At 44.1% G+C, this 22178-nt stretch carries 17 protein-coding genes; 16 read left to right on the top strand and 1 reads right to left on the bottom strand.

Annotation, left to right across the window (positions count from 1 at the left end; all coding sequences use genetic code 11):
* Nucleotides 1–1258: 1258 nt before the first annotated feature.
* From EIP89_RS11525 to EIP89_RS10970, 6 genes are all read left to right on the top strand, one after another.
* A complete protein-coding gene (locus tag EIP89_RS11525) occupies nucleotides 1259–1417 on the top strand; it encodes a hypothetical protein (RefSeq protein ID WP_160160596.1) in 159 nt (52 codons plus the stop codon).
* The gene (locus EIP89_RS10990; RefSeq protein ID WP_124398736.1) at nucleotides 1414–1662 is read left to right on the top strand and encodes a hypothetical protein; all 249 of its coding nucleotides are present in this window, start codon (nucleotides 1414–1416) and stop codon (nucleotides 1660–1662) included. The genes EIP89_RS11525 and EIP89_RS10990 overlap by 4 nt, the downstream gene beginning before the upstream one ends.
* 220 nt (nucleotides 1663–1882) lie before the next feature.
* Nucleotides 1883–2602 (top strand): MgtC/SapB family protein, encoded by a 720-nt coding sequence (locus EIP89_RS10985; RefSeq protein WP_124398735.1) that lies wholly within the window; start codon nucleotides 1883–1885, stop codon nucleotides 2600–2602.
* A gap of 31 nt (nucleotides 2603–2633) precedes the next feature.
* Nucleotides 2634–4004: a magnesium transporter gene (mgtE, locus tag EIP89_RS10980; RefSeq protein ID WP_124398734.1), complete on the top strand. Its 1371-nt coding sequence runs from the start codon at nucleotides 2634–2636 to the stop codon at nucleotides 4002–4004.
* A 39-nt stretch (nucleotides 4005–4043) separates the two neighbouring features.
* Nucleotides 4044–5504 (top strand): Omp85 family outer membrane protein, encoded by a 1461-nt coding sequence (omp85, locus tag EIP89_RS10975; RefSeq protein ID WP_124398733.1) that lies wholly within the window; start codon nucleotides 4044–4046, stop codon nucleotides 5502–5504.
* A gap of 513 nt (nucleotides 5505–6017) precedes the next feature.
* Nucleotides 6018–6437 carry a nucleoside-diphosphate kinase gene (locus EIP89_RS10970; RefSeq protein ID WP_124398732.1) on the top strand — a complete coding sequence of 140 codons (420 nt, stop codon included), beginning with the start codon at nucleotides 6018–6020 and terminating at the stop codon, nucleotides 6435–6437.
* A gap of 53 nt (nucleotides 6438–6490) precedes the next feature.
* Here the strand turns inward: EIP89_RS10970 and EIP89_RS10965 are convergent, their stop codons facing one another.
* Nucleotides 6491–7051 (bottom strand): thioredoxin family protein, encoded by a 561-nt coding sequence (locus tag EIP89_RS10965; RefSeq protein WP_124398731.1) that lies wholly within the window; start codon nucleotides 7049–7051, stop codon nucleotides 6491–6493.
* Nucleotides 7052–7113: 62 nt separating this feature from the next.
* On the opposite strand from EIP89_RS10965, the gene EIP89_RS10960 reads away from it, so the two are divergent.
* The 10 genes from EIP89_RS10960 to ftcD all read left to right on the top strand — a co-directional run bounded on the left by EIP89_RS10960 (nucleotide 7114) and on the right by ftcD (nucleotide 22065).
* The gene (locus EIP89_RS10960; protein ID WP_124398730.1) at nucleotides 7114–8253 is read left to right on the top strand and encodes an OmpA family protein; all 1140 of its coding nucleotides are present in this window, start codon (nucleotides 7114–7116) and stop codon (nucleotides 8251–8253) included.
* A 122-nt stretch (nucleotides 8254–8375) separates the two neighbouring features.
* Entirely contained in the window at nucleotides 8376–11273 is a 2898-nt protein-coding gene (locus tag EIP89_RS10955) for a serine hydrolase domain-containing protein (RefSeq protein ID WP_124398729.1), read from the top strand.
* A gap of 257 nt (nucleotides 11274–11530) precedes the next feature.
* Nucleotides 11531–12028 carry a MarR family winged helix-turn-helix transcriptional regulator gene (locus EIP89_RS10950; protein WP_124398728.1) on the top strand — a complete coding sequence of 166 codons (498 nt, stop codon included), beginning with the start codon at nucleotides 11531–11533 and terminating at the stop codon, nucleotides 12026–12028.
* Between the two features lie 16 nt (nucleotides 12029–12044).
* The gene (locus tag EIP89_RS10945) at nucleotides 12045–13097 is read left to right on the top strand and encodes an efflux RND transporter periplasmic adaptor subunit (RefSeq protein ID WP_160160595.1); all 1053 of its coding nucleotides are present in this window, start codon (nucleotides 12045–12047) and stop codon (nucleotides 13095–13097) included.
* An 8-nt stretch (nucleotides 13098–13105) separates the two neighbouring features.
* Nucleotides 13106–16177 (top strand): efflux RND transporter permease subunit, encoded by a 3072-nt coding sequence (locus EIP89_RS10940; RefSeq protein ID WP_124398726.1) that lies wholly within the window; start codon nucleotides 13106–13108, stop codon nucleotides 16175–16177.
* Nucleotides 16164–17477 carry a TolC family protein gene (locus tag EIP89_RS10935; RefSeq protein WP_124398725.1) on the top strand — a complete coding sequence of 438 codons (1314 nt, stop codon included), beginning with the start codon at nucleotides 16164–16166 and terminating at the stop codon, nucleotides 17475–17477. The genes EIP89_RS10940 and EIP89_RS10935 overlap by 14 nt, the downstream gene beginning before the upstream one ends.
* Nucleotides 17478–17511: 34 nt before the next feature.
* Nucleotides 17512–18612: a glycosyltransferase family 4 protein gene (locus EIP89_RS10930; protein WP_124398724.1), complete on the top strand. Its 1101-nt coding sequence runs from the start codon at nucleotides 17512–17514 to the stop codon at nucleotides 18610–18612.
* A 113-nt stretch (nucleotides 18613–18725) separates the two neighbouring features.
* The gene (gene hutI, locus EIP89_RS10925) at nucleotides 18726–19967 is read left to right on the top strand and encodes an imidazolonepropionase (RefSeq protein ID WP_124398723.1); all 1242 of its coding nucleotides are present in this window, start codon (nucleotides 18726–18728) and stop codon (nucleotides 19965–19967) included.
* Complete coding sequence (locus tag EIP89_RS10920) at nucleotides 19951–21018, top strand: formimidoylglutamase (protein ID WP_124398722.1); 1068 nt, start codon at nucleotides 19951–19953, stop codon at nucleotides 21016–21018. The genes hutI and EIP89_RS10920 overlap by 17 nt, the downstream gene beginning before the upstream one ends.
* A gap of 6 nt (nucleotides 21019–21024) precedes the next feature.
* Nucleotides 21025–22065 carry a glutamate formimidoyltransferase gene (gene ftcD / locus EIP89_RS10915; RefSeq protein WP_124398721.1) on the top strand — a complete coding sequence of 347 codons (1041 nt, stop codon included), beginning with the start codon at nucleotides 21025–21027 and terminating at the stop codon, nucleotides 22063–22065.
* Nucleotides 22066–22178 lie beyond the last annotated feature (113 nt).

Raw genomic sequence — 22178 nt, 5'->3', positions numbered from 1 at the left:
AGCATGAATGGATGCAGACATCCCGCAGGGATCGTCTGCACCACTAAAACAAGGATTAAGACCTTTTATAGTCTAATTCTTTTTTTTCCTTGTTAGACATATCACTCTGTAACTTTCCATGAATGCCGGCGAACAATTGTGAGCAGTAGCATGAATGGATGCAGACATCCCGCAGGGATCGTCTGCACCACTAAAACAAGGATTAAGACCTTTTATAGTCTAATTCTTTTTTTTCCTTGTTAGACATATCACTCTGTAACTTTCCATGAATGCCGGCGAACAATTGTGAGCAGCAGCATGAATGGATGCAGACATCCCGCAGGGATCGTCTGCACCACTAAAACAAGGATTAAGACCTTTTATAGTCTAATTCTTTTTTTTCCTTGTTAGACATATCACTCTGTAACTTTCCATGAATGCCGGCGAACAATTGTGAGCAGCAGCATGAATGGATGCAGACATCCCGCAGGGATCGTCTGCACCACTAAAACAAGGATTAAGACCTTTTATAGTCTAATTCTTTTTTTTCCTTGTTAGACATATCACTCTGTAACTTTCCATGAATGCCGGCGAACAATTGTGAGCAGTAGCATGAATGGATGCAGACATCCCGCAGGGATCGTCTGCACCACTAAAACAAGGATTAAGACCTTTTATAGTCTAATTCTTTTTTTTCCTTGTTAGACATATCACTCTGTAACTTTCCATGAATGCCGGCGAACAATTGTGAGCAGTAGCATGAATGGATGCAGACATCCCGCAGGGATCGTCTGCACCACTAAAACAAGGATTAAGACCTTTTATAGTCTAATTCTTTTTTTTCCTTGTTAGACATATCACTCTGTAACTTTCCATGAATGCCGGCGAACAATTGTGAGCAGCAGCATGAATGGATGCAGACATCCCGCAGGGATCGTCTGCACCACTAAAACAAGAATTAAGACTATCCAGGCTAAGTATTTGTGTCTCCTAAGAGAGTCATCACTCTGTAACTTTCCATGAATGCCGGCGAACAATTGTGAGCAGCAGCATGAATGGATGCAGACATCCCGCAGGGATCGTCTGTACCACTAAAACAAGGTTTTTAAGCTTTGCCTGTAATGGTAAACCTGTACTGTAGAGCCTCCTTATGCCTTGTATCTATTACTTGTATTGAATGGTCTCTTATTCACCACGTATTACCTTCAATGATAAACTTCTTTTAGCAGCATGGCCCCCCAGGCAAAGAAAAAAAAATAACATGTAAAACCAGGAAGCTATGAGAACACTTGCTTTGCTTATCGCTATCCTTTTGAGCACTGCCATCCAGGCCCAACTGCTCAAAACTAAAAGTGAAATCATCCGTGAATACGGAACAGATTTTATCTCAGGTGTGACGGATGAGGGTTATTCCTATTTCGCTACGAAAATTATATGAGAACAAAAGCGAGCGGAGTTTACAAGCAATTTAAAATTTTTGGTTTTAAAAGAATAGCCAATGATGATGTATGTTTTCTCGTGTTGATCTTAGAGCCGCTCAGTGAAATTAACAACAACATCAAAATGCTCGACAGTAAATTCGTAAAAATTGGAGAATTAAAGTGGAAAGATTATGCCACCAACATCGTGTACAGGATTGAAATCAAAGAGGATTTGTGTGTACTCTCTTTTGGATTTTTTTAAAATCAATGATTTACTGTAAAACAGCGTAACTTTAAATACTTTTTTTGAGCAAAATTTCTGGTTTAAACAATTGTATACCGGCTTCTGTGTTTCTAATGCTTTTCTAATACTTTTCTAATCGTTTTCTAATAGTCTTGTGTGCAAAGGCCTGGTACTTTTGCAACGGATTCATGCAACTGACTCAATTTCAATTTACTGTCTAACCCCAAATCGATGCGTGATGACTGTTTGGAATTTTCTCACCCGTATGCTGACGGCTGTTTTGCTGGGAGCTTTGATCGGTATGGTGCGACAGTGGAGCCAGAAGAGTGCCGGCCTGCGCACAAATACACTTTTAGCGGCAGGTTCAGCTACCTACACACTGATTTCGAAAGCCATTACTTCGTCAAATGATCGCCTGTATATGGGCGATGCTACGCGCATCATTGGCCAGATAGTGACGGGTATTGGCTTTTTTGGCGGTGGGTTGATTCTCAGAGATGGATTGAATGTACAGGGTCTAAATACAGCGGCTACCATTTGGTGTTCGGCAGCAGTTGGAGCTCTGGCTGGTACGAGTATGTATTTCTATGCCGCTATTACGGCTCTCACCATTACGCTTACGGACAACGTATTTCGGTCCATAGGTCGTTGGATTAATCGCTATCCGACTCAAAAACAAAATTCGGGCGTCTTTCTGTACACCATCTTCATCAAGTGCAAAGAGCATGTAGAAAACATCGTGCGCGTGCGCATTGTGAACTTTGTAAAAAAAGATCATCACTTAAAACTGCGCTCCCTTAGCAGTGCCGATGCGAGCCCGAGCATGGCAGCTATGGAGGCGCTGATTGTAGCCAATGGGAATCACCATACCAATATCGAACAGCTCGCCGGCCAGCTTACCCTTGAGTACGGTGTGACAGAGGTGGAATGGAAAGCAGATTCGCTTCACGAAGTCTAGATCGTTAACATACATAAAAAAACTGACGCTGATGGATCTGAAAACTTTGGTAAAAGACTTTGACACGGTCGATCAAATCATCGATCTCATCCCCTTGCTCAAAAAGATGCCTGTGGTAGAGGTGGCCGAAATACTCGACCAAGTGGATGAGAGCTATCTGCTGAGCATACTCGATTACTTTACCCTCGCGCAGCAGGGGCTCATTGTATCTGAATTCAACATTGCCAAACAAATTGATCTCTTTAAAACCACTTCGCGCAAGCGTTTTGCAGAGATCTTCGAGCATATGCCATCTGATACGCGTGCCGACCTCTTTCAGCACCTCACACTACATGACCAGGCAGAACTCCTCCCCTACCTCAGCAAAAAGACGCGCGAAGATGTGATACACCTCTCAGCTTACCCGCCTGAAACGGCCGGTGGCATCATGAGCACCGACTTTGCCACTGTGCATGCTGATATGATCTGTGCCGAAGCCATTGATAAAATCCGTCTAGATGCACCTTCGAAAAAGACCATCTACTACTGCTATGTAGTGGACGACGAAATGAAGTTGATAGGTTTTATTACGCTTAAGGATCTGATTATGGCCTCTCCTCATACCCTGGTACAAGATGCTATGCACACCGAATTTGTATTTGGCCGTGTAACCGATGATCGCGAGGTGATAGCCGCCAAAATCGAAAAATACGACCTCGTGGCTCTGCCCATCATCAATCACAAAGACCAATTGGTAGGAATTGTGACACACGAAGAAGCCATAGACGTAATACTCGCAGAGCATACCGAAGACATGCAGAAGTTTATGGGAATTGTGGAAGCCAACAAAGAATTTGACTACCTCGGTACCAGCAGTTGGGAGCACTTCAAACGCCGGGCGGTGTGGGTAATTTCGTTGGCAGCCCTGGGCATCATATCAGGCATGATTATCCACAGTTACGAAAACGCCATTGAAAAGCTACTAATACTGGCACTCTACATGCCTATGATGGCCGATACCGGCGGTAATGCCGGCAGCCAAGCAGCTACCGTAGTGGTGAGAGCCTTGGCATTAGGTCAACTTACCTTTAAAGACTGGCTAAAGGTAATCTGGAAGGAAACCAAAGTATCAACTCTATTGGCCATTTGTCTTGGCGTATTGGCTTTTGCCAAAGTTCTTTTCCTGAGTTGGGAGACCGAAATACCTGCACAGTACTCCCTCTCTGTCATTGCATTTGTCATATCCCTGGCTCTTTCATTACAAGTAATATCAGCCACCATTATTGGGGCAGCCTTGCCGCTAGTAGTGCGCCGTTTTGGTGGCGATCCAGCCGTAGCAGCCAGTCCGGCCATCACCACAGTAGTCGATATAACTGGTTTACTAATCTATTTCGGCGTTGCCACAGCCTTTTTTCGCCTGTAACATGTACCATATGAATAATACTTTTTAAATCAGAGTTCTATGAAATGTAAATACACCTTTCTGTTTACTGCACTTTTCAGCACGTTTGGTTTTGCTCAACAAGTCACCGTTACTGAGCCTACAGAAGATCAATTGCCTTTTTATATCGATCCCAGTAAAAAAATCCCGGACGCAGAACTCGAAGACAAAAAAGAAGGCTTTTTTATGACCGGTGTTCCGCGCTTTGAATTTGATCCCATTCGAGGTTTTGGAATTGGCGGTAATGCCTTTTTGTTTTGGAACAGTACGAAAAACGATCCGTTTTTTGAATATACCCCCTATCGCCACCGGCTGAATGCCGAATTCTTCATTTTTCAAAATGGGCGCGTGCGCTACGCCCTCAACTACGATGCTCCTTATCTTTTTAACTCTAAGTGGCGATGGAGAGCTGATGCTGTGCTTTGGGAAGACCCTAATGCCCAATATTGGGGGATTGGGCGCGCGTACCTCAAGCCGCTGACCTTTCGCGACAAGCGCACCGGTCAGGATCGCGAATTCCACAAGGTAAGCGATTATGAAAGGAATCTCGAACTTGCTGAGCTCAGCAGCGATGGCAACTACTACACTGACATCAATTACAACAGCATGATACAGCGCGAGCAGCTCTACAATCTGTTGGGCGAACGTGTACTGATGGGAGGCAAACTCCGCCTGATGTTTGGATACGAAGCCCTTTTTACGTCATTTTCCTCCTATCAAGGCCAACGCTTCAAAGTGCCCACTGCCGACGGACACATCGTTGAAGCTAAACACAACCCTACCCTTATAGACAAGCAAATAGCTGATGGTACCTGGCAGCGTTTCAATCTCACCGGTTTTACTGGCGACGAATCCTACCGATTCACCTCCATGATTGCATGGGCTCTCATTTACGACACCCGCGACTTCGAGCCTGATCCCTCTAAAGGTGTCTTTTTACAGTACTCTCACGAGTATTCTGACCGCTGGTTTGGCTCCTACTTCAGTTTCAATAAGTTTATGCTCCAGGCGCAGTACATCGCCACGCTGCATCGATGGCGTCGTGATAAGAATCGCATCACCTTTGCTGGATTAGCTGCATTCGGTCACATTTTCGGCAGCCGCATCAACTTTATCGAAATGTGGGATCTCAGCTCACAAGCCGAGGCCGGAGGCATACTTGTACTTGGCGGAGGGCGTTCCATACGCGGTTTTCGCGAGGCCCGATTTTTGGCGCCCACTGTCACTCTTGTCAATCTCGAACTGCGCACCCGATTTTATGATTTTACGATCGGTAAGCAGCACTTCTCCATTGGCCTTACACCCTTTTACGATTTCGGCTCCGTCTTCGACGCTCCACGCCAGTTGAGCTTTCAGAAGTGGGTTGGAGCCCCAGGTATTGGTGGCCGCATCAATTGGAATCAATCCACTATCATGAGGCTCGATTACGGCATCAGCCGCGAAGGCAGCCAGTTCTTCTTTGGCTTTGGCCACATTTTTTAATAGTTTAATTTGCTAGCTGTCAAGCCCGAGTCTAAAAAATTAGCTCGGGTTTTTTTTATTTTTACTACCTCTTCCCATCAATAAGCACTTTTTTTTTTTTTTTTTCTTTGGGCGTGCCCCTCACTTCCCTCGCTGCGCTCAGTCGTTCGGGTCGGGCTACTCTGGGGTACGCTTCGCTTCCGTGCTTCGGCTCAGCTACGCTTCACCTTCGCACCGCGCTGTCGCGCGCCCGCCGTATCCCTCACGCAGCAGTAGCCACCAGCCGCTCGTCAATCATTAACTTTATCTAAGACTAAAACTCAAACTTTTCAGTGCCCATCTGCGAGTTCTGCGGGAGTCACCCCTCACTTGATTACAGCAGGCAATAGAGAGGGAGGATGCGGGGATGAGTGAAAATATCATCCACATTCGACCAGTTGCCCTTAGATTTTGCGTATTTCTAACACTTTATGCCCTCTTGAGTCGCACTCCTCAGGTAAACACGTTTATACTTTTGCCCGAAAATCTACTGAAATGAAAGGAAATATCACATTTACAATGATTAAGCCCGATGCTGTGGCCGATGGCAACACCGGAGCAATCCTAAACAGAATTGAAGGTGCAGGCTTCCGCATCGTGGCCATGAAAAAAACTTTGCTCTCAAAAGCCGACGCCGAAAAATTTTACGCCATTCATCGCGAGCGCCCCTTCTTTGGCGAACTTGTGGAATACATGACCTCTGGACCCATCGTAGCAGCCATCCTTGAGAAAGAAAATGCCGTAGAAGATTTCAGAAAACTCATAGGTGCTACCGATCCAGCAAAAGCCGAAGAAGGCACCATCCGAAAGATGTTTGCAAAAAGCATAGCTGCCAATGCCATTCACGGCAGCGACAGCGACGAAAACGCTCAAATCGAAGCAAACTTCTTCTTCTCCGTCCGCGAGAGATATTGATTGAATTTCAATGCTTTAAAAACAAAAAAGCCGCCCGAAAAGAGCGGCTTTTTTTAGTTCCATTCCGGTTTGAAGTCTTTCATAAAATCTTCAAAACTTTTATTCAGGTACGCTTTAGAACCAAAGTACTTGAGAATAGGCTCAATGTATTGAGGCGTTAGGAAGCCTTGTATGGGCTGAACCAGATGCTTCAGATCAGCATCCATATACGCCGTCGTAGGGTAGGCCAGTCCCCCGCCCTGTACTGCAAAATATCCAGCAAAGGGATGAGTGGCATTACGCGAATACGCTCTCGAGGGATCGTAATTTTCATTGATATACACCTTGCCCTGAAAGACGATGGTGTCGTTTCCTTCCGCATTAAACTTGACCGGGTAAAAGTGTTTGTTCAAATATTCAGCTACACGAGCATCGCCAAAGGTCTGAGCATCGAGCATCTTACAGGGTCCACACCAATTGGTGTACACGTCCACAAAAATGGGCTTTTGCTGTTTTTTCTGTAGTTTTTGAACTTCGCTAAACTTGTACCACTGCACTTTGGTCTGTGCGCGAAGGCTACTTGCAGCCATTAGAAGCAGTAGTAATGTAAGATTTTTGAATAGTCGGTAGTGCATTTTCGTTTATTTTGCAGTGTTTTTACAAAAAATCATACCACAAATAAAAGTCACGGCGATTAATGATTTTTCGAAAACTAGTCACATTTTCTCTCTTTTACTTATTTCTATGGTCAATAGAAGCACAAAACGTTGAAATCAGGGAATTTGAAATTTACTTCATTTACGATTCAGATAAGCTCACACGCGAAGCCCGCAACCAGATCGACGAATGGCTTTTTGGCAAAGACCGACTGCGACTAGTGGCAGTAGAACTTATTGGCCATTGCGACTCCCTGGGAAACGACGAGTACAACCTCGACCTTTCGCGACGTAGAGCAGAAAACACGCGTCTTTACCTGCTCAGCAAGGGCTTTGAGCTCAACGACATCACCATAAAATACTATGGCCGCACCAAACCCAAATACAGCAATGCCACGGAAGAAGGCAAAGCCAAAAACCGCCGTTGTGAAATAATTGCAGAGTTTGTAGATGCCTCACCTGGTAAAACTGAAGAAAGAATCGCCGATCTCCCCTTTGAGACAGGCCAAAAGTACGTGTTGCCAAATCTACACTTCATCGCCAATCAAATCGTTCCGCATTGGTACTCACTCGATGTGATGAATGAGCTGCTCCTCGTACTGCTGCAGCGCAAAGGCATTCGAACAGAAATTCAAGGTCATGTGTGTTGCAACAACGATCATCGCCTCTCAGAGGCACGTGCGCGCTACATTACACAATTTTTAATATCGAATGGAGTAGATGCCCAAAGACTGCAATACAAAGGATTTGGCAATCGTCGACCAGTCGAAAAAGAGACTAACGAAGAAACCCGCATGAAAAACCGCCGTATTGAAGCCTTTATCTTAAATGATAGCGGTGAGCAAGTAGAGGTAACCGACTTTAAGCCGGTGACCGAATGGACGTTTGAATTGCCTGACATCCGCTTTTTTCCAGCAAAAAACAACATGCCTCCCGCCTCTCGATTCAATTTAAAACTCATAGCTGCCGACATCGAAAAGAGCAAGTCACTTCAATACACTTTTTACATCAAAGCTGATAACGAAACGCTTATGCGTCAGCGAATGGCCTTTGTTGAAAAAGAACTTTCAGCCGAAATATCAGCCAAACAAAAATTTCAAGTGCTGCCCTGGGAAGATATACCGGCCAATAAATATCACATTTTACCAGATATGTATTTGGTAATCAAAAAAATAAAGTAAACCAAAAGAGTTAACAATCGAACGTTCTGATCAAATTCACATTCTTGATATCTTTTTTTAACCCTAAGCAATAGTTCAGCATTTTCTTAGTTTTTTTGAATACCTCGAGGTGAGTACCTGATATGAAACAAACGTTTTTTTTTCTGATTCTTTCCGTACAGTGGCTTCTTGCTCAGCAGCCCCAAGCGGTCTTTTGGTACGAAGACCAGCGCTGGGCTGATAGCGTGCTGAAAACCATGACGCTGGAGCAAAAAATTGGTCAGCTCTACATGGTAGCAGCCTACAGCAATCGCGACGAAAAGCACATGCGCGAACTAAAAAAGCTAGTCGAAAAGCACCATATCGGCGGATTAATTTTCTTTCAGGGAACTGCTCTAAAGCAAGCTGAAATGACAAATACTCTTCAATCAATAGCAAAAATTCCACTGATGATCGCTATGGATGCCGAATGGGGGCTAGCCATGCGCCTGAAAACTATTGAAAATCTTCCCTGGGCAATGACCATTGGTGCTACCTACGATACAATGCTGGCTTTCGAAGTAGGCCGTGAGATTGCCCGACAATGCCGGCGTTTGGGTGTTCACATCAACTTTGGCCCTGTTGTTGACATCAACACCAATCCCAAAAATCCCATCATCAATGCGCGCTCTTTTGGAGAAGATCCCGATCTTGTAAGTCAAATGGCAAAAGCGTATACCAATGGCCAACAGAGGTTACGCGTACTGGCTTGTGCCAAACACTTTCCGGGGCATGGAGACACAAAAGAAGATTCACACCTCACACTGCCTACTGTAGAACATCCCTTGCAAAGACTCCAACAAGTAGAACTTAAGCCTTTTAAAGTCCTTTTTGATGCCGGCGTTGGCTCTGTGATGATAGCGCATCTCAACGTACCCTCGATAGACAGCTCTGGCACACCGACCTCACTCTCTGAAAAAGTCAGTACCGACTTACTGGTAAAAGAGTTAAAGTTCGATGGTATCATCTTTACCGATGCGCTCAACATGAAAGGCGCTTCAACCTTTAAAACCGAAGAACACATCGATGTATTGGCATTAGCTGCTGGTGCCGATGTAGTGCTCATGTCTGAAGATGTATTAGGGGGAATAACTGCTGTGAAAAAAGCTCTTGAAGATGGAAAATTAACCCACGAGCAACTGAATTATAAAGTCAGGAAAATTCTTCAAGCCAAATACTGGATGGGACTTCATCAGCTCAAACCCATTGAAACAGATCAACTAGAAAAAGAGCTCACAACCAATGAAACCGAAAACATCCGATTTCGGATAGCTGAGAAGTCATTAACCCTTCTTGTAAATCAAAATCGTACGCTCCCGATTCTGCCTCCATATCCCAATTCAGTGATGGCCGTTAGTCTGGGTAAAACAGATTCCCTCCTACTTAACCTCCTTAAAATTTATGTACCTACCACACATATTGATTTTGACAGCACCCGAATGCTTGAGATCCTGAACAATTTATGGCAACACGATTACTTATTCCTCATTGTTTCACCGGTTAGCCACTCCCCCTGGGTGCGATTTCGCTATTCCGAAAGCTTTAAAAAACTGATTAACCTTGCCAGTTTGCAAACCAAAGTAGTGCTCATACATCTGGGCAACCCTTATGACCTAATGAACGTCGACGAAGTGCGTTATACAGCCGCCACAGTAGTGAGCTATCAAAACTATCGAGAAACGAGCTTAGCCCTGATAAATACCCTTTTTGGACACAGCTCCTTCCAGGGCCAACTGCCGGTGAGCATACTACCTGATTTTCCAGCTGGTTACGGCATTAAAACACCTTCATTTCCAGTGCTTGGCTTTGCTACACCTAACCTTGCCGGGTTTAATCAGCAAATTCTATTAAACATAGACAAAATCGCTCAAGATGGGATAGCTCAAGGTGCCTATCCCGGCTGTCAGATTCTGGTGGCTCGCGATGGTAAGGTGGTTTATCACAAAGCCTTTGGAAAACAGACCTATGCGGCTGAGTCTGCTGCTGTACAGCTGCATCACATCTATGACCTTGCCTCCATCACCAAGATAGCAGCCTCTGTTCCGGCCATTATGCACTTGGTGGAGAACGGAATGCTCGACCTCGATATGCGGCTTGGACACTACTATCCATCGGCCAGAGGAACCAATAAAGAACATCTCATCATACGCGACATCCTCACACATAGAGCCGGCTTACAGGCATGGATTCCCTTCTACCAATCAACCCTTACCAAAACAGGTTATAAACCAGGCATTTACTCCAAAACACACTCGCTCGAATATCCATTTCAAGTAGCCGATAGCCTCTACATTCACAAGAATTATCGAGATACCATCCGAAAACGCATACTCGAGTCGCCCCTTGGCGAATTTGGCAAATATGTTTACAGCGATTTAGGATATTACTTGTTAAAGGAAGTTATTGAAAATCAACTAAATCAACCTTTAGATCAGTGGCTATATGCCAATGTTTATTCAAAAATAGGCGCTAATTCACTTGTTTTCAACCCTCTTAAGAAATTTCCCAAAAGCGAAATTGCACCCACAGAGAATGATCAGACCTTTAGAAACCAACTCGTTCACGGCTATGTGCACGACCAGGGAGCAGCAATGCTCGGCGGCATCAGTGGCCACGCCGGCCTTTTTGGCAATGCCTTTGACCTGGCTAAACTGATGCAACTGTATGTAAACAATGGCCGCTATGCGCAATCGCAGATTTTTGATTCCCTGGTTATTGCAGAATTTATCCGCTGTCAATACTGCGCTGAAGGAAACAGAAGAGGCATAGGCTTCGATAAACCTCAACTTTCAGGACAAGGACCCACCTGTGGCTGTCTTTCGTTTGAAAGCTTCGGACATTCCGGTTTTACCGGTACCCTCGCATGGGCCGATCCTTCAGAAAAAATTGTTTACATTTTTCTATCAAATCGCATTTATCCAGATGCTTCAAACGAAAAACTACTAAAAAATGCTTACCGCACGCGCATTCAACAAGTTATTTATGATGCTTTAATCAAATAAAACAGAATTATTACAAAAATTCATTTCACTTTTTACTTTTGAAAAAATGTAAGATTAATTCCCCAATACGTTGTTGTATAAAAAGCTGATCGTGCAATAAATTCTGAAACTGTAAATTTTAACACTTTACTAATAATATCAACGTCTTGAAATTCACTGCAAATAAATTTTGCTCGTTTTATTTGTATCAACATTCATTTAAATTTGCATCATTAATATCGAAACTATTTTAGTAATAAACTCTAATTCCCAAAACTATGAAAATCGATCCAAATCAGCCGATGGCCGTGTATTTTGCCTACCTTACCAAACAATATATAGGGGCAGTATCTAAAAAACTCAAGCATCTCGAAATCGATCGATACTACTACACTCTACTCACCATCCACGATCATCAACCGGAAATTACCCAGCAACAACTCGCCGATAAACTTCAAACAGATAAAGTAACTACCTTTAGAGTGGTTGACCACTTCTGCAAGGTGGGCTATGTGCGCAGAGAGGTAAATCCTGAAGACCGCCGTTCCATGTATTTGTACCTTACACCTAAAGGAATGAAGGTGATTCCGGAGATCAAAAAAGCGTACATGGCCTTAAACAATATTTGTTTTGAGGGCATAGATGAATCTGAACGCGAAATTTTTTACAAAGTGCTCAGCAAGATGATTGAAAACATTGAAAAAGAACCCAAAGTCTCTATCAAAATAAACTACAAACAAGAGAAAACTCGCAAAAAGCTCGATTATGCGAAGTAATTTGTGGGTTTTGAATATGAGAGTCCAGTTAACTTTCTCCTTAATTGGATTTTTTCTATTCTCATCGGGATGTAAAAACACAAGTACAGAGGATACGCCGACTAAAAAACCCATCGTACAGGTTGATTACTACATTGCTGCCCCTCAGATGGCTGAAGAAACCTTTGTCACAAATGCTGAAGTCTTGCCTTTTGAGTGGGTTGATATCACAGCTGAGGTAGCTGCTAAAGTTCTGACCATTCACTTCGATGAAGGTAAACCAGTAAAAAAAGGAGATATACTAGTAAAACTCGACGCTGAAGAGGCCACGGCGCGTATGCTATCGCTTGAAGCCCAGTTGGAACTGGCTGAAAAACACTTCTATCGCACTGAAGCTCTCTACAAACAAGGTGGAGTTTCGGCTGAAGAATACGAAACTGCGAAGAGTAAATACCAGCAGTTAAAAGCCGATCTATCTGCAGCACGTGCTGTGGTAAACAAACACACCATTAGAGCGCCCTTCGACGGAATCACGGGTGTGAGAAACTTTAGTCCTGGCACTTTTGTCAATCCTCAGCAAGTTCTGGTTAAGCTTTGGCAAACCAATCTGCTGAAGGTAGAAATCGACCTGCCTGAGCGCTACAGCGGATATGTGAGCCCTGGTGATGAAGTAGAAATTAGAAGTCAGTTTCATCCTGATGCTCTAATGGCTTCTGTTTATGCAGTAGAGCCAGTAATTGACAAAATACTCAGATCAAGTAAGGTGCGAGCCAAAATAGCCAATAGCGAACGCAAACTGACTCCCGGAACGTTTGTAAAAGCCACAATAAAACTGAAAAACAATGGAAATGCCCTCAAGATTCCGGCTGAATGCATTGTTCCTCAGCTCGGTAAATTGATCGTGTACACCATCGACAGCGGCTTAGTGAAACCCAAACCAGTGGAAATAAGTCAGCGGAATCCTGTATTTGTAGAGGTGGTCGATGGCCTTCAGCCAGGTGATACCGTGATAGCTTCCGGACTTTTGCAAATAAGACCCGGCATGCCTGTAGTGCCTTCGAAACCGGTTTCTCTTCAAAATGCCTTGTAAGCGCATCCATGAGTAAAAAGTCAAAGTCATTAGCCTCTATCAGTATTGATAGACCAGTATTAGCCACTGTGATGTCGCTGGTCATCATACTATTTGGGGTAATTAGTTATACCTTTTTAGGCGTAAGAGAACTTCCTTCAGTCGATCCCCCGGTAGTAACTGTTACGACCAACTATCCCGGAGCTAATGCAGAAGTAATAGAGTCACAGATTACAGATCCGCTTGAAGAATCTATCAACGGAATTTCGGGTATCAAGTCGATCACATCGACGAGCAGCGACGGCCGAAGCACCATAAGTGTAGAGTTTGACCTGGATGTATCGCTGGAAGACGCAGCTAACGATGTGCGCGACCGAGTTTCTCGCGCCATCCGGCGTTTGCCGGCCGACTGCGACCCACCGGTAGTAGTAAAATCAGATGCAAATGCCGATCCCGTAATCTCAATTACTGTCCAGAGTGATCAACGTAACTTGCTGGAGCTCACAGATATAGGGATTAATATCTTCAAAGAGCGCCTGCAGAATATTCCGGGAGTTAGTGAAATCAACATATGGGGCGAAAAGCGATACTCGATGAAGTTAACGCTCGACCCACTCAAAATGGCCTATTACAACCTCACCCCACAAGACATTCAGCAGGCGTTAAACCGCGAAAATGTAGAGATACCTGCTGGTCGGGTCGAGGGCTTTCGCACCGAACTGTCTGTAAAAACGCTGGGCCGCCTCTCGTCGGTGGAGGATTTTAATAATCTCATCATTACAGAAAGAAACAGCCGCATCATACGATTCAGCGATATTGGTGTAGCAGAGCTCCGGCCTGAAAACGAGCGCTCACTTTTGCGCGGCAACGGCGGGCAGCCTATGATCGGCGTAGCCATCACACCTCAACCCGGCGTAAACGTGATAGAGCTGGCAGACAGAGTATATGAAAAAGTTGAAAAAATAAAGAAAGAATTGCCTGACGACCTCGTCCTAGGTATAGCGCTCGATAGTACAGTACCCGTGCGAAAGGCCATCGAAGAGGTGCAAAACACCATCATTATTGCCTTTCTATTGGTAGTTTTAATCATTTATCTGTTTTTGCGAAACTGGCGCACCACCCTTATCCCGATTATTGCCATACCCATTTCACTGGTGGGCACCTTCTTCGTCATCTACATTTTCGATTACACAATTAATATACTTACCCTGTTGGGTATAGTACTCGCCACTGGTCTGGTGGTGGACGACGCGATTGTAATGATGGAAAACATCTATTCAAAGATTGAAAAAGGCGTTAAACCTATAAAAGCGGCCCACAAAGGAGCTTCTGAGATATTCTTTGCCATTCTATCCACCACCGTTACACTGGTGGCAGTATTTCTGCCCATTGTTTTTCTTCAAGGCCTAACTGGTAAACTGTTTCGAGAATTCGCCATTGTAGTTTCAGGGGCTGTAATTATCTCCACCTTTGTTTCACTCACCCTCACCCCCATGCTTAGCGCTCGACTGCTGAAAAAGCGGCAAAACGAAACCGCCTTTTTCAAAAAGTCTGAGGCATTCTTTTTAATGCTTAATCGAAGATATCAATATTTACTTTCCAAATTTCTCGATAAGCCAGCCATTTCCATTGCAGGTGTAGTCGCAACGGTGGTCATCACCATCTTAGCCGGCCGTAAAGTACCCACCGAGCTCGCTCCGTTAGAAGATAAAAGCCGACTGCGCATTGTAGCTACTGCGCCGGAGGGTACTTCGTACGAAGCTATGTTTGACTACATGACGGAATTAATCGAGCTGACGGATACTTTGCCCGAGAAAGAACATTTGCTCTGTGTGACCTCACCGGGTTTTGGTGCTTCCGTATCAGTGAACAGTGGTTTTGTACGTTTGATGCTCAAGGACCCCAAAGAACGCAAAAAGAGCCAACAACAATTAGCAGATGAACTGAGTGCTCTCTTGCAGAAATACAATTTTTCTCGTGCATTTGTGGCTCAAGACCAAACCATTGGCGGCAACAGATTCACCAACCTGCCGGTGCAGTTCGTCATTCAAGCTCCCAATTTCGAAAAGCTAAAAGAAGCCTTGCCGAAATTCATCGAAATGGCAAATGCTTCTGGCAAGTTTCAATTCGTAGATGTCAATCTGAAGTTCAATAAGCCCGAGATGAATATTACCATCAATCGCGAGCGGGCAGCTACACTCGGCATCTCAGTAGCCGATGTGGCACAGAGCCTTCAGCTCATGTTCACTGGGCAGCGTTTCGGATACTTTTTAATGAATAACAAACAATACCAAGTCATTGGTCAGGCCGACAGGCTCTACCGAGACGAACCGTCGGATTTTGAAAAAGTATTTGTAAGAAACAAAAGAGGAGAATTAATCCCTTTATCAAATGTGATTGAATACCGCGAAAATGCAGCTCCACCCATTTTGTATAGATACAACCGATATGTATCGGCCACCGTATCGGCCAACCCCGCTAAAGGGGTATCACTTGGACAAGGCATCGAAGAAATGAAGCGCATCAGCCGCGAAGTGCTCGACGATACTTTTTCTTACTCCCTGGCGGGGCCGTCTAAAGAATTCGAAGACTCTAGCGGCAGCTTAAATTTCGCCTTCATATTTGCCCTACTGCTCGTTTATCTAGTCTTGGCAGCTCAATTTGAAAGTTTTAGAGATCCCCTAATCATCATGCTCACTGTACCTCTGGCTTTGGCCGGTGCAGTGCTCTCCCTTTATCTTACAGGCCATACCCTAAACATTTTCAGCCAAATAGGCATCATTGTACTGATCGGTATTGTAACGAAAAATGGCATTCTCATCGTGGAATTTGCTAATCAAAAGCGCGACGAAGGCATGGCGCTGAAGCGGGCCGTGCTCGAGGCCTCGGTTCAGCGCATGCGCCCAATTTTAATGACTTCGCTGGCAACGATTTTGGGTGCTGTTCCCATAGCTTTTGCCCTCGGTGGAGGAGCAACATCACGCGTGCCTATGGGCATCGTCGTGATTGGAGGCTTGCTCTTTTCCCTCTTGCTTACCTTATTTATCATTCCTTCGCTCTACCTGATTCTCACCCGACGCAAAAAACATGAAACTACTTAAAAATCAATTACTTTTATTTACTTTTTTGCTTTTTAAAGGCGTTTCAGGACAAGATACTTTACTCAGTTCTTTGATAAATAAAGCGCTAACGCACCACCCTACCATTCAGATAGCCCGAAATAATTTAAAAATTGCTGATTTACAAAACTCTATAGGACAAGCCGGCATGCTTCCCAGACTCGACGTGACCTCGGGAGCTAATCAAAGTATTCAAAATACAGATTTGGAATTTTTCTCCGGCCAGAAAAATTCTGCCACAAATGCCAAAAGCCGTGGGTTTTCAACTAACGTACGTTTAGAGTGGATGATTTTCGACGGATTGAGAATGTTTGCCTTAAAAAATGAATTGAGACTTCAGGAACTCATCGCCCAAAACGACGTAAAAGAAGCCATTGAATCTGTCATGTTTGACCTTTTTACTGCTTATTACTCTATAGTCTTACAAAAAAGTATCCTTAACCATACCGAAAACAACCTGAAAATTAGTCAAAATCGTCGTGATTTAGCCTTAGCCAAATACACTGCCGGAAAAATATCTTCTTTTGAATATCTGCAGGCACAGCGAGATTTTAATCAAGACAGTTCAGCTTACTTAAATGAGCTCCTGATTTTAAAACGCTTAAAAGCCAGATTAGAGCGGCTGACGGGAGAAAATATTCCTGCAGAAAACTTTGTAAACGTCGCTTTGCCCGACATCGAAATCCCCTCAAAAGAAGAATGGCTCGCAAAACTCAAAACTCAAAACACTGCCTTGCAGAGCATACGTCTGCGAAAACTCATATCTGAATCTAGACAGAAAGAACAGTTGGCTGATTTTATGCCACATATTGGCGTTTTTGGTGAGTACAACTTAAACCGACAGCAAAACGAAATTGGCGTTTTAAAATCGCTGGCCTCTAATGGCACCAATGCAGGCCTGATGCTTCGATGGAATTTGTTTAACGGCATGATAGATCGCAACAGACGCAAAGCAGCTCTTTTGGAAAGCGAAAATGCCGAATTACAAGCTAAAAATCTTGAACTCGAGCTTATTGAACTGTTTGAAAACACCTATCAACAGCTTGCTTCAAATTATGCTATATATCAGCTCGAACTTAAAAATCAACAAACAGTCGAAGATCAAACCTCTATAGCCGAGTCTCAATACCGTATGGGCAAAATCAGCGACCTTGAATTTCGAAATGCTCAAACTTCCTTGCTCAATTCAAAAATCAGGAAAGAAGAGGCCTATTTAAACAGCCTGGTTTCGTATCTACAACTGATGCTAATTACCGGACAACTATCGGCAAACAATACATAAATGCAATGGCGATAGAAGGTTGTATCATTGCACAATGATACTCGCTTTCGACGCCAAACGCGCCTATCAAAATGCTACAGGACTGGGATCGTATGCGCGCAATCACCTCTTTATGGTTGCTGCCCTTGACGAAGTCAGCCAAATCCTGGCACTCACGCCAAAGGTTAACATCTTAGATCAGCGATTAAACAACCCTAAAATTCAAATACTACAACCAGAGCATGTATGGCAGTTAATACCCGCACTGTGGAGGCGCACTCGATTAGGACGAATAGCTGAGCAATACAAAGCCCAGATTTTTCATGGTTTATCAGCCGAACTACCCGAAGATATTGGGCTTTTTAGCGGAAAAAAAGTGGTGACTGTTCACGACGTGTTGTTTAAAACGCGTCCTTGGGAATACTCGGCCTTCGACCGCCGAATGCATGACTATAAATTGCAAAAGGCCCTCGAAGCTGCCGATAAAGTAGTATGCATCAGTCATCAAACATTAAACGAACTTTCGAATGCCTACCAAATTAATCAGGCAAAGTGTGAGGTAATCTATCAACCAGTTCACCCTGATTTTTACAAAGCTGAAACCTTCAAAGAGCTGATTAATCCACCATTTAAAAAGTTTATTCTGTCGGTAGGTACAGTAGAGCCTCGTAAAAATACCCTTGCACTGCTCCAAGCCATTGAACTCCTAAATCTTCCTATCGTATTAATTGGACGTATAAAAAAATCGTATAGCAAAAACGTATTGCCTATCATCGAACGGCTTATCAAAAAACAACTTCTTTACAGAGCAACTCCAAAAGATTCTAAAGAACTGGCTGCATGGTATCATCATGCGCACATAGTAGTATATCCATCTGTCGCCGAAGGCTTTGGATTACCACCTCTTGAAGCAGCTGCAGCCGGTAGAGTCTGCATCACCGGTCCTTCGCCCTGCCTAACGGAAGCCTCAGGATTACCCGAGCTTCAAACCTCTGGCAATTCGGACGATTTAGCCAATACTATTCAATCGCTTTGGAACAAACCTCAATACCTCGAACACCTAGAGCAAAAAGCCAGAAAACACGCCGATCACCTTCGTATCGAAAATATCAAAGACATCTGGAGGTCTTTCTACGTATCTCTTATTCAGAACTAAAAGGGTTTTTAATTCAAAATTCTCTCTCCAAAATACCTTTAAATAGAGAATTAGTAAAAGCTTGATATGTCAATTAAAAATCGTGGATAACTTCGCCTGTAAATTCAAATGCGATGGCCATCTACTATTTGACAAACATTAGAAAAATTTACGGAATTACAGATGGCATTTATCGCCCACTCAGGGGCAAGGAATTACATGCCCTGGCATCACTTGAAAACGCATACCTGAAAATAGAAGATGACATCATAGCCGATTTTGGCTCAATGGAAAAATTGCCTCCCATAGAGTCCGGAGCTCGGGTGGTCGATTGTCAAGGCAGAAGCATATTGCCGGGGTACTGCGATAGTCATACCCACATCGTCTTCGCAAAGTCGCGCCACGAAGAATTTGTCGATAAAATTAAGGGGCTTACCTACGAGCAAATTGCCGCCAAAGGCGGAGGAATTATCCACTCTGCTTTAGCCCTTCGCGAAATGGACGAATCTGAACTGCTCGATGGTGCCTTAATGCGGCTTGAATCAATGGTGAAAACGGGTACTGTGGCCGTTGAGATAAAAAGTGGCTACGGACTCGATTTGGCCTCAGAGCTCAAGATGCTGACCGTCATCAGAAGGCTCAGTGAGCTATCAGATGTAACGATCAAATCCACTTTTCTTGGTGCACATGCTGTACCTCCAGAATTTAAAGGCAATCAGACGGGATACGTAAACTACATCATTGAAGAAATGCTTCCCGTAATAGCCGACAGCGGTCTTGCTGATTATGTGGATGTTTTTTGCGATAAAGGCTTTTTTACCGTAGAAGAAACATCCCGAATCCTTGAAGCAGCTGATAAATATGGCTTGAAAGCGAAAATTCACGCCAATGAGCTCGACTTCTCGGGTGGCGTACAAGTGGGCGTGGCTCACGGAGCTGTGAGCGTAGATCACTTAGAGCGCGCCGGAAGTGAAGAATTCGATCTTCTCTCTAAAAGCAACACCATTGCCACCTTGTTGCCAGGCACAGCCTTTTTTTTAGGCCTCCCCTACCCCGATGCAAGGAGCATGATTGAGAAAAATGTAGCCATAGCTCTCGCCTCTGATTTCAACCCGGGCAGCTGTCCGTCGGGCAACATGAATTTCGTCATGGCTTTGGCCTGTATTAAAATGAAAATACTGCCCGAAGAAGCACTAGCTGCTGCTACGCTTAATGGTGCTTATGCCATGGAAATAGGCAATACGCATGGCAGCATAGAGCGAGGCAAGGTTGCTTCCTTTTTAATCACCGAATTCATCGACGATTTAAGTCAAATACCTTATTATTTTTCAAGTAATCTTATCTATAAAACCGTACTCAATGGAAAAGTGGACTGATGCAGCTGTAATGGAACGCCTCTCGTATGTGAGCGATGAAGTTATTTCAGCTCAACTCATTCGAAGGACCGGTGAAACACGTATTGGTCAAGTATGTTTAGTACCTCAAAACGAAAATGAATTTTATGAAATTCTTCAAAACGAGCAGGTAAAATACATAGTACTCGGAATTCCCGAAGACATCGGTATACGAGCAAATTTCGGCCGTCCAGGCGCTGAAAGTGCCTGGAGATACTTCCTGCCCGCCTTATTGAACATGCAAAGCAATCAACTTTTCAGCGGCCGAAACATTGCAATAGCCGGGGCACTAAATCTGAATGACCTGATGTCAGCTGCTTCAGCGCTTTCGCCCCACTCTGAAGCAGATCTTCAAAAACTGCGCGAATTAACAGCCGAAATCGACTCGATTGTAGCAGAACTGGTTGAGCTAATTGCTTCGCATGGAAAAATCCTCATAGCCATCGGTGGTGGACACAACAATGCCTATCCGATCATAAAAGGTTTTTCAAGTGCTCTTTCAAAGCCTATGGCTGTTATGAACTTCGATATGCACGCTGACCTCAGAGCTATGGAAGGTCGCCACTCAGGCAATGGATTCAGCTATGCCGTAGAAGAACAATTGATCAAATACTACCACATTTTCGGGCTCCAAACAGAGTTTAATAACGACCACATTTTTCAAACCATTAAGTCTAACGAAGCCATCACCTATACCTCATACGACGATCTCCTCTCAGTGAAGCGCAGTGAATGGCTAAACATGATGGACAGAGCCTTAGAAAACTTCAGTATTGAGCCTTGCGGTCTGGAAGTTGACCTGGACGCTGTTACGGGTTATCCAGCCAGCGCCTACAATCCCTGTGGTTTTTCGCCTGAAATGATGCGTTCTTTGATTAAAAAAGCGGCTTCTCTACTGCAAATCAAATACTTGCACCTTTCAGAAGCCGCACCTGAACTCGCTGCCACACCCATTGAAAAGATGGCTGCCGGAAAATTTCTGGCTCAGATCGTACTTGAAGTTATCAAAAGCATTGAAATCAAACAAAGCTGACTTCTGATGACTACACCCCTCGTAGAATGCGTACCCAATGTAAGTGAAGGCCGTAACCAGGCTGTAATTCAAGCAATCGCCGAAGCGATAACATCTGTACCCGGTGTAATGTTGCTGAACATCGACAGTGGTATATCAGCCAATCGAACTGTTTACACCTTTATGGCTCCGCCTGATGCCGTTTTCGAAGCTGCCTATCGCATGTACATAAAAGCTTTCGAATTGATCGACATGTCGAAACACAAAGGCTCTCATCCGCGCATCGGTGCAGTAGATGTTTGCCCCTTTGTGGCTTGGCAGGGAATTACAGATGCCGAACTAATTCCGCGTGTAGCTGAATTTGCGCACAGAGTAGGTAATGATTTGGGTATAGCCGGATATTTCTACGAGAAAAATGCCCGCAGCAACATGCGCTCTAACCTCGCAAACATTCGCAAAGGGGAATACGAGGGCCTACAAGAAAAACTCAAGCAACGCGATTGGAAACCCGATTTCGGCACAGTAAATCCTGATGCTATTACAAAATTTGGCGTCACAGTGATTGGCACTCGTGGAATTTTGGTCGCATATAATGTGAATTTGCTCGACAAGGACGATAAAATAGCCAACGAAATCGCCTACGAAATTCGCGAACTGGGAAAAATCGTTCCGGCACCTGGTGGTGGCTACGTAAGAGTACCCGGACTGCTCAAAAGCGTAAAGGCAATTGGGTGGTACATCCCTGAGTTCAATCTATCACAGGTATCCTTTAACCTAGTTGATATAAAAGTTAATGGAATGGGCGAGGTGTATATGCTCACCGAAACCCTGGCTCGTCGCCATGGTGTCGAACTTAAGGGATCAGAGCTCGTGGGCATGGTTCCTTTGGCTGAAATTCTGCGGAGTGCTCGATACATTCTCGAAAGAAAATTTGTGCGAAACATCAACGAATACACCGAAGAGATGCTCGTGCAAAAAGCCATTGAGCTCATGGGTTTAGACAAAGTAAAACCCTTTATTCCCGAAGAACACATTATTGAATACAAAATGAAAAGGAAGCTGTCCTAAAAGAGGGCAGCTTTTTTTTATCAGTTTTTAAATGGTATTTAATGTTACAAAAAATGAATTAGACTTAAAGCAGGTTTTTGGTAGTGATATTTCAAAAAATTGATTTTTGAAGT

It is taken from the genome of Thermaurantimonas aggregans (assembly GCF_003851885.1).
Classification (GTDB): Bacteria; Bacteroidota; Bacteroidia; order Flavobacteriales; family Schleiferiaceae; genus Thermaurantimonas; species Thermaurantimonas aggregans.
Note: the sequence above shows the minus strand (reverse complement) of the source record. Positions and strands in the feature narration are given on the sequence as shown.

What these genes read in the sequence shown, in the direction of transcription:
- EIP89_RS11525 (WP_160160596.1), top strand. Translation starts at nt 1,259, where the DNA reads ATGAGAACACTTGCTTTGCTTATCGCTATCCTTTTGAGCACTGCCATC.
- EIP89_RS10990 (WP_124398736.1), top strand. Translation starts at nt 1,414, where the DNA reads ATGAGAACAAAAGCGAGCGGAGTTTACAAGCAATTTAAAATTTTTGGT.
- EIP89_RS10985 (WP_124398735.1), top strand. Translation starts at nt 1,883, where the DNA reads ATGACTGTTTGGAATTTTCTCACCCGTATGCTGACGGCTGTTTTGCTG.
- mgtE (WP_124398734.1), top strand. Translation starts at nt 2,634, where the DNA reads ATGGATCTGAAAACTTTGGTAAAAGACTTTGACACGGTCGATCAAATC.
- omp85 (WP_124398733.1), top strand. Translation starts at nt 4,044, where the DNA reads ATGAAATGTAAATACACCTTTCTGTTTACTGCACTTTTCAGCACGTTT.
- EIP89_RS10970 (WP_124398732.1), top strand. Translation starts at nt 6,018, where the DNA reads ATGAAAGGAAATATCACATTTACAATGATTAAGCCCGATGCTGTGGCC.
- EIP89_RS10965 (WP_124398731.1), bottom strand. Translation starts at nt 7,051, where the DNA reads ATGCACTACCGACTATTCAAAAATCTTACATTACTACTGCTTCTAATG.
- EIP89_RS10960 (WP_124398730.1), top strand. Translation starts at nt 7,114, where the DNA reads ATGATTTTTCGAAAACTAGTCACATTTTCTCTCTTTTACTTATTTCTA.
- EIP89_RS10955 (WP_124398729.1), top strand. Translation starts at nt 8,376, where the DNA reads ATGAAACAAACGTTTTTTTTTCTGATTCTTTCCGTACAGTGGCTTCTT.
- EIP89_RS10950 (WP_124398728.1), top strand. Translation starts at nt 11,531, where the DNA reads ATGAAAATCGATCCAAATCAGCCGATGGCCGTGTATTTTGCCTACCTT.
- EIP89_RS10945 (WP_160160595.1), top strand. Translation starts at nt 12,045, where the DNA reads ATGAGAGTCCAGTTAACTTTCTCCTTAATTGGATTTTTTCTATTCTCA.
- EIP89_RS10940 (WP_124398726.1), top strand. Translation starts at nt 13,106, where the DNA reads ATGAGTAAAAAGTCAAAGTCATTAGCCTCTATCAGTATTGATAGACCA.
- EIP89_RS10935 (WP_124398725.1), top strand. Translation starts at nt 16,164, where the DNA reads ATGAAACTACTTAAAAATCAATTACTTTTATTTACTTTTTTGCTTTTT.
- EIP89_RS10930 (WP_124398724.1), top strand. Translation starts at nt 17,512, where the DNA reads ATGATACTCGCTTTCGACGCCAAACGCGCCTATCAAAATGCTACAGGA.
- hutI (WP_124398723.1), top strand. Translation starts at nt 18,726, where the DNA reads ATGGCCATCTACTATTTGACAAACATTAGAAAAATTTACGGAATTACA.
- EIP89_RS10920 (WP_124398722.1), top strand. Translation starts at nt 19,951, where the DNA reads ATGGAAAAGTGGACTGATGCAGCTGTAATGGAACGCCTCTCGTATGTG.
- ftcD (WP_124398721.1), top strand. Translation starts at nt 21,025, where the DNA reads ATGACTACACCCCTCGTAGAATGCGTACCCAATGTAAGTGAAGGCCGT.